The organism is Streptosporangium longisporum (genome assembly GCF_039534895.1).
Classification (GTDB): Bacteria; Actinomycetota; Actinomycetes; order Streptosporangiales; family Streptosporangiaceae; genus Streptosporangium; species Streptosporangium longisporum.
Genome location: NZ_BAAAWD010000002.1, coordinates 48279 through 60377 on the forward strand (window position 1 = coordinate 48279; position 12099 = coordinate 60377).

The following is a 12099-nucleotide window of genomic DNA, read 5'->3' on the forward strand; positions in this document are numbered from 1 at the left end:
CGCCGTCAGCCGTTGCGGCGGCCCAGGCAGGCGTCGAGCGCGGCCGCGCCCGCCAGCATCGCCAGGCCCCGTCCCGTCAGCCGGTCGCGCCACTCCCGCAGCGTCGCCTGCAGCGGTTCCGGCCCGCCCGCAGCCCGTACCCGCTCCAGCACCCGTGCGATCTGCTCCAGCCCGTACCCGCCCCGCCGCAGCTGGTGGGCCAGGAGCACGTCGCGCATGTCGGCGGAGGTGTAGACGCGGTAGCCGGTCCGCGGGTCGCGCCGGGGGGTGATCAGCCCGGCCCGTTCCCAGGTGCGCAACGTGGCGGGCCGGATGCCGAGCCTGCGTGCCAGCGGCCCGATGAACGTCACCCCCGGTCCCGGTCCCGGCCCCGGCTCCGGTTCCGGCTCACGCGGTGGCGCCAGGTCGCGCAGCGCCCCTTCCACCGCCTCCAGCGTGCGCCGGTCGTCGGCCAGCTGCGCGTGGCTCTCGTCGATCAGCCGCAGCGCCTCCTCGACCGCGCCGTCGTTCACGGCCCGCATGATCGCCCCCGCGGTCGCGTGGCCGTGCGCGGGGATCAGCGCCAGGAACGCCCGCAGCGCCACCGCGTGGCGCGGGGCGTAGACGCGGTAGCCGTGCGGCGAGCGTCCGGCCGGGGGAAGGAACCCGGCCTCCTCGTAGTTGCGCACCGCCTGCGTGGACAGGCCGTGCTCGCGCGCCAGGTCGATGGGCCGCAACCGCATGGTGAAGGTACGTCCTCGTGATCCTCGATGAGTACCGTCGAACCCTACACTCGGCGTCCGGCGACGGCGCCGACCACGTGACGATCCCGGTCCGGGTCGTGGCCCGGGTCGTCCCGCCACGCTCCCCCCCATCGCCCGCCGCGCCCGCGTCCTGGCGTCCGGCGAAGGTCAGAGCGCGGGCCGGGAGCCCCGGACGTAGGAGATCATGACCGGCAGGTCGCCCTCGTCGTCGACGTGGAAGCCGGCCTGCGGGATCCGGTCGCCGAGCAGGTCCCGCAGGCCGTGCCGCATCGCCGGGCCCGTCAGCATCGTGAGCAGGTGGGAGAGCAGCCGGCCGGACGGCGGCCGGAACTCGGCGATCAGCAGGCGCCCGCCCGGCCGCAGCACCCGGAACATCTCCCGTACGGCGGCGCCGCGCTCGGTGGCCGGTATGTGGTGCAGGGCCAGGCTGGAGACCACCACGTCGAAGCCGGCGTCGGGCAGGTCGAGGGCCTGTCCCTCGCCCACCCGGTAGGAGCAGTTGCCCGGGGCGTCACGACGAGCGCGTCCGATCATGGGGGCTGACAGGTCGACGCCCGTCACCTGCCCGGACGGGCCGACGACGGGGGCCAGGATGCGGGTCAGATAGCCGGTGCCGCAGCCGACGTCGAGCACCCGGTCCCCCGGACGGGCCCCGGACAGCGCGGCCAGCCGGGTGTAGATCTCACGCCGCCGCCCGAGGAAACCGATCTCCGACATGACCTCGTACGCACGCGGGTGGTCGATCGTCCCGCCCGCGTCGGCGTGCTCGGCGTGCTCGTGCAGCAGTCTGCCCAGTCCCATGAACCTCTCCTCTCGAACAACCTGTTCCGTTATGTATGGTGTGTTCACTGATCCGGCGGGGTCAACGGTCACTTCGGCCCCTCCGTGCGGTACCGAACAGGGAGCGGTGAAGTGCCCGGAAACCCCGACAGGCGGGTGCGGCGTACCCGGCAGGCGATCCAGCGCGCGCTGGTGGAACTCGTCCTGGAGAAGGGGTACGAGGCGGTGACCGTCACCGACGTCATCGACCGTGCCGACGTGGGCCGCTCCACCTTCTACGCACACTTCGACGGCAAGCAGGCGGTGTTGTTCGCCAACCTGTCGGAGATGGCCTTCCTGCGGCCGGCGATCAGCGCCGACGGGCCGCCGTTCGCCTTCAGCCGGGCGATGTTCGAGCACGTGCTGGAGCAGCGCAGGCTGGTGCGGGCGCTGCTCGGGCGGCGCAGCGGCCGGGCGGTGACGGCCCACGGCGAGCAGGTGCTGCGGGACCTCGTCCGCGACGAACTGCTCGCCCGGGGCGCGCCGGCCTCGATGTCGCTGGAGCTGACGGTGACCTGCGTCGTCGGGGCGTTCATGGCCCTGCTGGTGCGGTGGGTGGACGAGGAGATCACCGCCACCCCGGCCGAGCTGGACGAGGCCTTCCACGCGGCGGTGGGGCCGGGGGTGCGGGAGATGCTGGCCCGGGAGTGACGCCCCGCGGCCCCGGCTCGGCCCGCCGGGATCGCGGGGCCGCTGTCGGTGGGCGGAGCGAGGACGGGTCACGCCGTCCGTCCGCCCGTCCGGCCTGGTCCGGCCTGGTCCGGCCGGACGGGCGGGTGGCCGGAAGCCGGACGGCTCACAGCCAGGCGGTGCCGAGCCAGGCCGCCGCCGCGGCGGCGACCAGGAGGACGACGTTGAACCCGATCAGCCGGGCCTCGCCGCGCCTGAGGTGGACCGCGATACCGCCCACCTGGACCAGGACGAGGCCGATCGCCGCGGCGACGGCGAGCCAGGGGGCGATCGCGGTCAGCGGCGGCAGGATCAGGCCGGCCGAGCCCAGGACCTCCAGGACACCGATCACGCGGACGAGCGGCATGGGGAAGTCGTCGACCCAGCCCATCATCGGCCGCAGCCGCTCCCGGCTCTGAACGATCTTCTTGCCTCCGGCGTAGAGGTAGAGGGCGGCCAGGAGTGCCGCGACGATCCAATAGGAGAGCTGCATGAAGGACACCTCGGAGGCTGGGACGTGGCGCGGGCCACGATGGTTACCACTCGTAAGGAGCCCCATGATGCGTCACTATTGAAACCCATACAAAAGGCACATCCATGTGCCTTACGCACAGGGGACCGTCATGTCGAAGTACGAGCACACCTGCATGATCCGGGGCGACGGGGGGCGGACGCTCCGCGCCGTCCTCGACCGCATCTGCAACAAGTGGACGTTGCTGGTCGTGGCGACCCTCGATCAGGGAAGCCTGCGCTTCACCGACCTGCACCGGCAGGTCACCGGGATCTCCCAGCGCATGCTGACCCTCACGCTGCGGAACCTCGAACGCGACGGCCTGGTCTCCCGGACGGTGCACGCCGAGGTCCCGCCACGGGTCGAGTACGCGCTGACCCCCACCGGCAAGAGCCTCATCTCCCCCGCCCTGGCCCTCGCCGGATGGGCCATCGAGCACGTCCCGCACATCGAGGCCAGCCGGGACGCCTACCGGACCCGGGAGCGATGACCCCTCGCGGTCCGGCCGTCGCGGCCGGCCACGGTCACGGCGTGCGCGTCCCGCCGTACGGGGGGAAGACCGGTCACGGCGTGCGCGTCACGGTCGTCGGCCCGGCCGGGACGCAGTCCAGGACGACCTGCCCGAGCGGGGTGGTGCGGACGCCGGTGAGGCCGAGCCCGGCCTCGGCGGTGACGGCGATGTAGTCCTCGACGGTGCGCTCACGGCCACCGCTGAGCACGAGCATGCGCAGGTCCATCTCGGCGAACAGGGCCGGATCGTCACCGGAGCCGTCGTCCGACTCGATCACCACGACCCGTCCGCGCGGCCCGGCCGCCTCCGCGCACCGGCGCAGGATCGCCACGGCCTCGTCGTCGCCCCAGTCGTGCACCACACGCCTGAGCACGTAGACGTCACCGCCTGCGGGCAGCGGATCGAAGAAGCTCTGGCCGGCGAACGCGCACCGCCCCTCCAGCCCGCGCCCGGCCAGGTACCGCCGGCCCCGCTCCACGGTGTCCGGCAGGTCGACGAGCGTGGCCCGGATGCCCGGGTGGGCGTGCAGCACCTCGGCGAGCAGGGTCCCGGCGCCACCGCCGACGTCGACCACGTGCCGCGCGCCGGACCAGTCGCACTCCCCGGCCGCGTCGGCGGCGTACTCCGCTCCGGCGGCCATCGTCGCGTCGAACGACGCGCTCATCCTCGGGTCCGCGGCGAGATGGCGCCAGAACGGGGCGCCGAAGACCGTCTCCCACGCCGGTTCCCCGGTGCGGACGGTGTGCAGCAGGCCGGTGAACGCCAGGTCCATCTGCCCGCCGAAACCGCTCAGGTCCAGGCGTTCCCGCATCCGGGCGGGGTGGTCGGAGGCCAGCAGCGCGGCCGGTGCGTTGACCGTGAACCTGCCCGGCTCCCGTTCGGCGAAGACGCCCCGGCAGGCCAGGTGACGCAGCAACCGGCCCAGCGCGTCCGCGTCGGTCCCGGAGCGGCGGGCCAGCTCCTCGACGGGCACCGCGCCGCCGGCCATCAGGTCGGCCAGTCCCAGCGTGGCCGCGACCCGCACCGCCATCGGCGTGACCAGGTCGGTCACGGGCGCCAGCACCTCCCAGGCCGTCTCCCATTCCGACGGCCGCCGGTGCCGTTCCTCGTGATCGTCCTGGATGCCGGTCATACCGGGAGACTCCCCTCGCGCGGGATCGGAATTCGCTCGTCCGGAAGCTACGGGTCGGCCGATCCGCCGGTCTTGGACGAATCGGAGATCGGCCGGGAGCGCCTCCGGGACCGGCCCGGTGAGACCCCCGAACCTCCCCGGGAACGACACCGGTTATGGTGGGTTCATGCGTGCGAGCACGACCGGACGGGTACTGCACGACCCCAAGGGGGGATCGTTCTGGTTCGACGCCGGCGCCGCCTGCCTGGACTTCGCCCACACCGGCGGCGAGGGCCGCTACGCGGTGTTCGAGATCCTCCACGAGCCCGCCGACCTCGCGGAATGGCTGGCCGGCTCGTCCCCGGCCGCGACCGTGACGGTCCCCGTGACGGCCGGTGACCTGGCCGCCGCCAGGCTCCTCCGCCAGGCGATCTGGGACGCGGCGCACTCCCGGGCGGCGCGCCGCCCCCTGCCCGCCGGGGCGGTCGCGACCCTCAACCGGGCCGCGGCCGAGGCCCCGCTGGTCCCAGAGCTCGCCGCCGACGGCACGAGAGCGGGATGGGCGGCTCCGGTACGGGTCGCGCAGGCGCTGTCGACGCTGGCGCGGGAGATGATCGAGCTGCTGTCCGGTCCGCTCTCCGGCCGCTTCCGCGAGTGCGCGAGCGACGACTGCCCCCTGGTGTTCGTCGACTCCTCCCGCCCCGGCGCCCGGCGCTGGTGCGCGATGGAGCGCTGCGGCAACCGCCACAAGCTCCGCGCCCTGCGCGCCCGCCGGGCCACGGACCCCTGACCCGGTCTCACGTACGGCGAGGGGAGAGCGCGGCACGGACCGTGCGTCAGGTGGGCTTCGGCGCGGGGGCGGTCGTGCCGGTGCCCGGTACGGCGGTCTCCGGTCCGGGCTCCGGGATCGGGATCGGGTCGCTGAGCTGTTCGCGCAGGTACTGCCACACCACCGCGATCAGGGCGGCGACCGGTACGGCGAGCAGGCTGCCCACGATGCCCGCCAGGCTGCCGCCCAGCGTCACCGCCAGCAGGATCACCGCCGCGTGCAGGCCCAGGCCGCGGCTCTGCACCATGGGCTGGAATACGTTCCCCTCCAGCTGCTGCACGGCGACGATGATGGCGAGCACGATCAGCGCGTCCGTCAGGCCGTTGGACACCAGCGCGATGAGGACCGCGACGAAGCCGGCGAACAGGGCCCCGATGATGGGGACGAACGCCGCGACGAACGTCAGGACGGCCAGGGGAAGGACCAGCGGCACCCCCACGATCCACAGGCCGATACCGATGAAGACGGCGTCGAGCAGGCCCACGAACGCCTGGGAGAGGACGAACGAGCCGAGGGTGGTCCAGCCGAGCTTGGCCACGGCCGGCACGTCCCTGGCGAGGCGGCCGGGGAGCTGGAGGGCCAGCCAGGGCAGGAACCGCGGGCCGTCCTTGAGGAAGAAGAACATCAGGAACAGCGCCAGGACGGTCGTGACCAGGCCACTGACCACGGTGCCCACCCCGCTGAGGGTGGCGGAGACGATGCTGCCCACGCTGGACTGGATGCGGGCGACCGCGGTGTCGAACACGTTGCTGACCTGGTTGTCGCCGAAGTTGAACGGCGGCCCGGCGGCCCAGTCGCGCAGGCGCTGGATGCCGTTGCCCACGCCGGTGACCAGCTCACCGGACTGGGAGGCCACCGGGACGGCGATCAGCACCACGATGCCGGCGGCGACCAGCAGGAAGAGCAGGGTCACGACCGAGGCGGCCAGGGTGGGGTGCCAGCCGCGCCGGCGCAGGAAGCGGGTCACCGGCCAGGTCAGCGTGGTGAGCAGCAGGGCGATCACGAGCGGCCAGATGATGGACCACATCTGGCCCAGGATCCATATGACCACCGTGGCCATCAGCACGACGAGGAGCATCTCCAGGGAGATGCGCGCCGACGTGCGCAGCGCGGAGCGGGTCTTCTTGGTGTTCAGCGTGGCAGGCACGAGAACACCTTAGTCATGGCCCTCGACGCGGCGCCGCGTCACCCGGGCCGATGCGGATCGGCACGGGCCGGCGCGGACGGCCCCGGTGCCCTCACCGTCCGTCCGCGGGCACCGCGGGCGTTCACGACCCGTGGCGGGGCGCCGCCGACGCCAGCGGCGCCGGTGCCGCCTGACCTGGCCAGGTGCCGGTCAGTACGGAGCCGGTGAGCGCGGTGCCGCCGTCGAGACGGCGCAGGACGGCCAGCTCGACGGTGTCGGTCACGATCAGCGCCGGGTCGCCCTCGTCGACGCGGTGGATCGTGCCCACGGCGGGCGCCCGGGTGCCCCCGGTCGCGTCGCCGGCGATGCCCATGCTGAGCCCGCGGGGTTCGAGGCGGCCGTCGACCTGCACGAACTCCTCGGCCTGGCCGGTGTTCGCGAGGATCGCGCTCGCCAGCGCCGCGGCGTACACCGGGTCACCGGTCGCGTCGTGGATCCAGCGCCTGCCCAGCACCGAATGCTCGACGGTGCCCAGCAGCCACCGCTCACCACCGGCCAGGGGGGCGGCGCGGTAGGTGAGCGGCACCTGGTGCACCGGCCCGTCGCCGACCCGGACCAGCAGCGTCTCGATCCCGACCTCGCCGGCGGGGTCGTCGAAACGGAAGCCCGCCACCCGCTCCACCTCGCCGGCCGGCCCGCCGTACCAGTCGCGGCCGGGCAGCCAGGTGGCCAGGAGTTCGAGCTTGGTGGGCCGCAGCGTGGCGCGATGGATCAGGGCCATGCGCTCATCGTAGCTTGATCAAATCTCCTCCCCGCGGGCCGGTGGGGCGGGCCTCGGCCGGCGGTGGGAGGCGGCTCGCAGGTACGCCGCCACGTCGTGCCTGCCGCCGTGCTCGGCCCATTCGAGCGGGGTCGAGCCGTGCTCGGTGTCCCTGATCTCCGGGTCGGCGCCCAGCTCCACCAATGTCCTGGCCGTCTCGACGTCGTCGTTCCAGGCCGCCGTGTGCAGCGGGGTGGATCGGCGCAGGTGGTTCACATCGAAGCCGAGCCCGGCCAGCAGCCGTACCGCCGCGGGCCTGCGCCGCTCGGCCGCGTTATTGACCAGCTCGGGGAACCGGGCGATCGCCCGTGCCGGTGCCCGGGGGCCGAACGCGGCCACCGCGTCGGCGTCGGCGCGCATGCAGGCCGCGGCGAACGCCTCCGTCTCGTCCAGCACCGCCGAGGCGCCCGCCGCGGCGAGGATCTCCGCGACCTCGGTGTGCCCGTTCAGCAGGGCGAGCTCGTAGGGCGTGCGCCCGCCGTAGGCCGGATGCCCGCCCAGGCCGTCCACCTCCGCGCCGTGCGCCAGGAGCAGCCGGGCCCGGCGCGGGCCGCCCCGTAGCGCGGCGGTGGCCAGCTCGTCGCGCAGCAGCTGCCGCGGGGACGACAGCGTCGGCCCCAGCCGGGCGTGCCACGGCCCGCCCTCGCCGCGGCCCAGGCCGAACTCCAGCAGCAGCTTCAGGTGGGAGGTGTCGTCGGAGAACGAGCCGCCGAGCCCGAGGTCGTACAGGGTCTGGGCGTCGTTGGGGTCGGCTCCGGCCTGCAGCAGCAGCCTGGCCAGTGCCGGGCCCTGCGGATGGGGCGGCTGCCCGCCCTCTCCCCCGCCGAACACCCCGGTGAGGGCGGTGAACGGCGAGGTCAGCCCGTCCCACAGGTATCCGGCGTCCGGATCGGCGCCGTGCCGCAGCAGGAGCCGGGCCGCCTCCACGTACTCGCCGGGCGTGCCGAGACGGGCGTAGGCCAGGTACAGCAGCGGCTCCCACCCGAAGGGGCCGCCCTGCGCGCGGGCCGCTCCGGGGTTCGCGGCCAGCGTTTCGGCCAGGGCGGCGGCCGAGCCGGTGGCCGCCATCGTGAAGACGTTCGCGACGGGCAGCTCCGGATGCCGGGCCAGCAGCAGGTCGGCCCGCGCGGTCCGGTCCGGGTGGTCCGCGCCGTAGGTGAGGCAGGCGAGCCGCAGGAACTCCTCCGGCAGCTGCCCGCTCGGCGCGACCCGGTGCGGCGAGCGGGAGTACCGCTCGACGGTGCCGATGTGCTCCTTGAGGCGGGCCAGCTCGCGAAGCCGTACATGCGCGCGGTGACGAGGTACGCGTCGGACAGCCTGGGCGTCTGCGGCGGGCGGGGATGGAACTCGGTGAGGAGCTCCAGCGCCTCGGGGACCTGTGCCCTCGTCTGCCGCAGGAGTCTCTTGGCCTGCTTGCGGAGCCGGTCGAGGCGGGGGGCGTCGGGCAGGCGATGGACGGGCATGGAAGCCTCCTTTCCGTATGGCCTGGCGTCCGCACGATCAGGCTGGAAAAGAGGTCGGGCCGGGGTGTTCGACGAGCGTCAGGTGGGTGGTGACCCTTTCCGCGGACCGGTGGCGCCCTGGGCGCACGCCGCCCAGCCTACTGCGGCGGCCGTGCGTCCGCGGCCGTGCGTCCGCGGCCGGGCGGGACCGTCAGGCGGGACGGTCAGGTGTTCCGCACGGCGGACAGGTCGAACTCGAGCGTGATCCTCTCCGAGATCATCACGCCGCCGGTCTCCAGGACGGCGTTGTAGGTGATGCCGAAGTCCCTGCGGTTGATCACGGTGGTGCCCTCGAAGCCGACCCGGGTCATGCCCTGGGCGTCGACCGCCGTCCCGGTGTACTCCAGCAGGATGGTGACCGGCCTGCTCACGCCGCGCATGGTCAGCTCCCCCGTGACCTCGAAGCGATCGCCGCCGACGTGCTCGACGCCGGTGGAGCCGAAGGTGATGGAGGGGTGACCGTCGGCGTCCAGGAAGTCGCCGGTGCGCAGGTGGGCGTCACGGTTGTGGTCACCGGTCCGGATCCCGGTCACGTCCAGGACCACGCGGACGCTGGAGGCGGCGGGGTCGCCGGCGTCCAGGACGGCGGTGCCCTCCGTGAGGGGGATGCTGCCGCGGACCTTGGTGACCATCGCGTGCCGGGCCACGAAGCCGAACCGGCTGTGCGCGGGGTCGATGGTGTAGGTGCCGGTGAGGTCGTCAGGGTACATGCGGTCCACGTCCTTTATTTGAGCGCTGGAATATTCAGCAGGACAGTACATCTACTTATTTCAGCGCGCAACCTTTGAGTACGATGGTTGTCGTGACGCGATGGCTCAGCGATGACGAACAACGCACCTGGCGCTCCTTCGGGCTCGCCACCCGCCTGCTGACCGACCGGCTGGAACGCGACCTGCTGGCCGCCGCCGACATGCCGCCGACCTACTACGAGCTGCTGGTCCTGCTCTCCGAGGCCCCGGAGCGGACCATGCGCATGAGCGAGCTGGCGCACTGGACCAACTCCAAGCCCAGCCGCATCTCCCACGCGATCAACAAGCTCGAGCAGAAGGGGTGGGTACGCAGGGAGCACTGCGCCGACGACCGGCGCGGCTGGCTCGCGGTCCTGACCGACGACGGGGACGCCGCGTTGCGGAGCGCGGCCCCCGCGCACGTGGCCGGCGTGCGCGAGCACCTGATCGACCTGCTGACGCCGGAGCAGCTGCGCCACCTGGAGGACATCAGCCGGGTCCTGCTCGGCCACCTCGCCGGGCGGGACCCGTCCTCGCGGTCGCGCTGACCGCTCCGGGCGGCGCCGCCTCAGGCCGGCGGCCCCTCCGAGCGGGAGCGGCCGTCGTTCGCCCCGGTCGACGTCCCCTGCGGCGCCGTACGCCGCCACCTCGCCATCGGGAAGGCGCCTCCCCCATGGCCGGCACCTACGTGGAGCGGTCCATATGCGGGCCTTCGGCCACTCACCTAGCATCCCGGCGACGACCGCCCCGCGACGAGGCCGGGGTGCGGCGACGGCCCGGCGCGTGATCCACCGGGCGATCGAAGGAGAGCGCATGACGATTCTCGTGACGGGCGCGACCGGCAACGTCGGCCGCCACGTGGTGGACCTGCTGCTGGCGGCGGGCCGGAAGGTGCGGGCCATGACCCGCGATCCGCGGGCCGCGCGCCTCCCGGACGGGGCCGAGGTCGTGTACGGGGACTTCGAGCGGCCCGCCACCTGGGGGGACATGCTGGAGGGTGTCGAACGCGTCCACCTGTTCCCCTTCGCCTACGTCACCTCCGGGCCCGGGGCCGGGTTCGTCGAGCGGGCGGTGGAGGCGGGCGCGCGCAGGTTCGTGGTGCACTCCGCCGCGGCCGCCGGGTTCGCCCCCGGGGACGAGCCCGGCGACCCGGGCATCGGCGCGCTCCGGCGCCACCTCGCCGAGGAACGGCAGGCCCACCGGGGGCTGGAGCTGATGGTGGAGGCCACCGGCGCCGAGTGGACCCATGTGCGGCCCGGACTGCTCGCGGTGAACGCCCTGGGATGGGCCGGGCGGATCCGCGCCGAGCGGGTGGTGCGTGAGCCCTACGCCACCTCCGGATACCCGCTGGTCCACGAGGCCGACGTCGCCGAGGTGGCGGTCGCGGCCCTGCTGGAGGACTCCCACGCCGGCGCCGCGTACACGATCACCGGCCCGGAGAGGATCACGCAGGCCGAGCAGGTGGAGGCGATCGCGAGGGCGATCGGGCAGGAGATCCGCTTCGAGGAGCTGACGCCGGAGCAGGGCCGCGAGCGGTGGCTGCGGGACGGCTGCCCGCCGGAGATGGCCGACTGGAGGATCGAGCTGCTGGCCGCGGCGGTCGACGGCCCCGGAGCGCTCCCGCCCACCACCACCTTCCGGCAGGTCACCGGACGCCCGCCGCGTCCCTTCTCGCGATGGGCCCTCGACCACGCGGACGACTTCCGCCCGGCCTGACGCTCGCGCGGGAGCGCACCGGTCAGGGCCGCTCCCGCAGGGAGATCGCGCCGGTCGGGCAGACGGCGGCCGCCTCGCGGACGGCGGCGTGCAGCGGCCCGGCCGGGGCCGGGTCGAGCAGGACGACGATGCCGTCGTCCTCGCCCTGGTCGAACACGTCGGGGGCCAGCAGCACGCACTGTCCCGCGCCGCAGCACAGGGTGGTGTCGACGGTGATGTCCATGGGTGGTCTCCTCAGTCGTGCGGCGAGCCGCCGTCGTCGGCGGGCCGGGTCCGGCCGTTGATCCGTTCGGCGTCGCCGGGCGGCGGGTGCGGGGTGACGGGAGCCTGCCACAGACCGGTCAGGGCGTCGACGAGCCCGACGGCGACGGCCTCCCAGCTCGCCTGGGCGGTCGGCTCTCCCTCGTGCAGGGCACGCTCGCGCTCGGCCAGGGTGTGCGCGATGAGCAGGTAGGTCATGTCGCCGCGCGCGCGGTGCACCTGCTCGGGCAGGTCGGGCAGCAGCCGCAGCATGCCCTGAAGGGTGCGTCGCATCGACGGCGTCGCCGTGGACTCCTCGGTGACGATCTGGCGCAGGGCGGGCACGGTGGTGACCTGGGCCAGGCAGCGGGCCCGCCTGCTGGGCACGCCCAGCGCGTCGAGGTGGTCGGTGGCGGGGCGTACCAGGCAGGAGATCCAGGCGCGCAGGTCGGCGGAGTCGCCGATCTCCTCCAGCATGCGCAGCCGCCGCTCCTCGGTGTCGGCGGTGTAGCGGCGGACGATCGCCCGTACCAGGTCGGCCCTGGTCCCGAAGTGGTAGCCGACGGCGAAGTTGTTCGCCTGCCCGGCGGCCTGGCCGATCTGCCGGTTGGAGACCTCGCCGACCCCGCGCTCGGCGAACAGCCGCTCGGCGACGTCCAGGATGGCCTCGCGGGTCTCCTGCGCCCGCTCCACCCTGCCGGTCACGGCCTTCCCCGGTACGGCCCTTACCGGGACGTTCTTGCCCGGAGCGGCCTTTCCCGGGGTGGTGCTTGA

Annotated in this window: 15 protein-coding genes; 5 read left to right on the forward strand and 10 right to left on the reverse strand. The window is 73.8% G+C overall.

Annotated features, from left to right (window positions below; genetic code table 11):
* Window positions 1-5: 5 nt before the first annotated feature.
* Window positions 6-722 (reverse strand): MerR family transcriptional regulator, encoded by a 717-nt coding sequence (locus ABD832_RS00720; RefSeq protein WP_344886851.1) that lies wholly within the window; start codon window positions 720-722, stop codon window positions 6-8.
* A gap of 168 nt (window positions 723-890) precedes the next feature.
* The gene (locus ABD832_RS00725; protein WP_344886853.1) at window positions 891-1544 is read right to left on the reverse strand and encodes a class I SAM-dependent methyltransferase; all 654 of its coding nucleotides are present in this window, start codon (window positions 1542-1544) and stop codon (window positions 891-893) included.
* Between the two features lie 111 nt (window positions 1545-1655).
* On the opposite strand from ABD832_RS00725, the gene ABD832_RS00730 reads away from it, so the two are divergent.
* On the forward strand, window positions 1656-2213 hold the full coding sequence (locus tag ABD832_RS00730) for a TetR/AcrR family transcriptional regulator (RefSeq protein WP_344886855.1): 558 nt from the start codon (window positions 1656-1658) through the stop codon (window positions 2211-2213).
* A gap of 145 nt (window positions 2214-2358) precedes the next feature.
* Here ABD832_RS00730 and ABD832_RS00735 read toward each other — a convergent pair whose 3' ends face one another.
* The gene (locus ABD832_RS00735) at window positions 2359-2724 is read right to left on the reverse strand and encodes a DoxX family protein (RefSeq protein ID WP_344886857.1); all 366 of its coding nucleotides are present in this window, start codon (window positions 2722-2724) and stop codon (window positions 2359-2361) included.
* 130 nt (window positions 2725-2854) lie between these two features.
* On the opposite strand from ABD832_RS00735, the gene ABD832_RS00740 reads away from it, so the two are divergent.
* The gene (locus ABD832_RS00740; RefSeq protein ID WP_344886859.1) at window positions 2855-3232 is read left to right on the forward strand and encodes a winged helix-turn-helix transcriptional regulator; all 378 of its coding nucleotides are present in this window, start codon (window positions 2855-2857) and stop codon (window positions 3230-3232) included.
* 73 nt (window positions 3233-3305) lie between these two features.
* Here ABD832_RS00740 and ABD832_RS00745 read toward each other — a convergent pair whose 3' ends face one another.
* Window positions 3306-4385 (reverse strand): methyltransferase, encoded by a 1080-nt coding sequence (locus tag ABD832_RS00745; RefSeq protein WP_344886861.1) that lies wholly within the window; start codon window positions 4383-4385, stop codon window positions 3306-3308.
* A gap of 166 nt (window positions 4386-4551) precedes the next feature.
* On the opposite strand from ABD832_RS00745, the gene ABD832_RS00750 reads away from it, so the two are divergent.
* A complete protein-coding gene (locus tag ABD832_RS00750) occupies window positions 4552-5154 on the forward strand; it encodes a CGNR zinc finger domain-containing protein (protein WP_344886863.1) in 603 nt (200 codons plus the stop codon).
* Between the two features lie 46 nt (window positions 5155-5200).
* Here the strand turns inward: ABD832_RS00750 and ABD832_RS00755 are convergent, their stop codons facing one another.
* From ABD832_RS00755 to ABD832_RS00770, 4 genes are all read right to left on the reverse strand, one after another.
* Window positions 5201-6340: an AI-2E family transporter gene (locus ABD832_RS00755; protein ID WP_344886865.1), complete on the reverse strand. Its 1140-nt coding sequence runs from the start codon at window positions 6338-6340 to the stop codon at window positions 5201-5203.
* Window positions 6341-6461: 121 nt separating this feature from the next.
* Window positions 6462-7100, reverse strand: a complete 639-nt coding sequence (locus ABD832_RS00760) for a CG0192-related protein (protein WP_344886866.1) — start codon at window positions 7098-7100, stop codon at window positions 6462-6464.
* Between the two features lie 18 nt (window positions 7101-7118).
* Complete coding sequence (locus ABD832_RS00765) at window positions 7119-8207, reverse strand: ankyrin repeat domain-containing protein (RefSeq protein ID WP_344886868.1); 1089 nt, start codon at window positions 8205-8207, stop codon at window positions 7119-7121.
* A gap of 598 nt (window positions 8208-8805) precedes the next feature.
* Window positions 8806-9351 carry a YceI family protein gene (locus tag ABD832_RS00770; RefSeq protein WP_344886870.1) on the reverse strand — a complete coding sequence of 182 codons (546 nt, stop codon included), beginning with the start codon at window positions 9349-9351 and terminating at the stop codon, window positions 8806-8808.
* 92 nt (window positions 9352-9443) lie between these two features.
* Between ABD832_RS00770 and ABD832_RS00775 the strand changes: the two genes are divergently transcribed.
* Both ABD832_RS00775 and ABD832_RS00780 read left to right on the forward strand, forming a co-directional pair.
* The gene (locus ABD832_RS00775) at window positions 9444-9917 is read left to right on the forward strand and encodes a MarR family winged helix-turn-helix transcriptional regulator (protein WP_413224589.1); all 474 of its coding nucleotides are present in this window, start codon (window positions 9444-9446) and stop codon (window positions 9915-9917) included.
* Window positions 9918-10182: 265 nt separating this feature from the next.
* A complete protein-coding gene (locus ABD832_RS00780; RefSeq protein WP_344886874.1) occupies window positions 10183-11085 on the forward strand; it encodes an NAD(P)H-binding protein in 903 nt (300 codons plus the stop codon).
* Between the two features lie 22 nt (window positions 11086-11107).
* Here ABD832_RS00780 and ABD832_RS00785 read toward each other — a convergent pair whose 3' ends face one another.
* Together ABD832_RS00785 and ABD832_RS00790 are read right to left on the reverse strand one after the other, a co-directional pair.
* Window positions 11108-11308: a ferredoxin gene (locus ABD832_RS00785; RefSeq protein WP_344886876.1), complete on the reverse strand. Its 201-nt coding sequence runs from the start codon at window positions 11306-11308 to the stop codon at window positions 11108-11110.
* An 11-nt stretch (window positions 11309-11319) separates the two neighbouring features.
* Complete coding sequence (locus ABD832_RS00790; RefSeq protein WP_344886878.1) at window positions 11320-12030, reverse strand: TetR/AcrR family transcriptional regulator; 711 nt, start codon at window positions 12028-12030, stop codon at window positions 11320-11322.
* Window positions 12031-12099 lie beyond the last annotated feature (69 nt).

Excerpts from the sequence above, each read along its gene's own strand:
- ABD832_RS00720 (WP_344886851.1), bottom strand. The coding sequence starts at position 722 with ATGCGGTTGCGGCCCATCGACCTGGCGCGCGAGCACGGCCTGTCCACG.
- ABD832_RS00725 (WP_344886853.1), bottom strand. The coding sequence starts at position 1,544 with ATGGGACTGGGCAGACTGCTGCACGAGCACGCCGAGCACGCCGACGCG.
- ABD832_RS00735 (WP_344886857.1), bottom strand. The coding sequence starts at position 2,724 with ATGCAGCTCTCCTATTGGATCGTCGCGGCACTCCTGGCCGCCCTCTAC.
- ABD832_RS00740 (WP_344886859.1), top strand. The coding sequence starts at position 2,855 with ATGTCGAAGTACGAGCACACCTGCATGATCCGGGGCGACGGGGGGCGG.
- ABD832_RS00745 (WP_344886861.1), bottom strand. The coding sequence starts at position 4,385 with ATGACCGGCATCCAGGACGATCACGAGGAACGGCACCGGCGGCCGTCG.
- ABD832_RS00750 (WP_344886863.1), top strand. The coding sequence starts at position 4,552 with ATGCGTGCGAGCACGACCGGACGGGTACTGCACGACCCCAAGGGGGGA.
- ABD832_RS00760 (WP_344886866.1), bottom strand. The coding sequence starts at position 7,100 with ATGGCCCTGATCCATCGCGCCACGCTGCGGCCCACCAAGCTCGAACTC.
- ABD832_RS00765 (WP_344886868.1), bottom strand. The coding sequence starts at position 8,207 with ATGGCGGCCACCGGCTCGGCCGCCGCCCTGGCCGAAACGCTGGCCGCG.
- ABD832_RS00770 (WP_344886870.1), bottom strand. The coding sequence starts at position 9,351 with ATGTACCCTGACGACCTCACCGGCACCTACACCATCGACCCCGCGCAC.
- ABD832_RS00780 (WP_344886874.1), top strand. The coding sequence starts at position 10,183 with ATGACGATTCTCGTGACGGGCGCGACCGGCAACGTCGGCCGCCACGTG.
- ABD832_RS00785 (WP_344886876.1), bottom strand. The coding sequence starts at position 11,308 with ATGGACATCACCGTCGACACCACCCTGTGCTGCGGCGCGGGACAGTGC.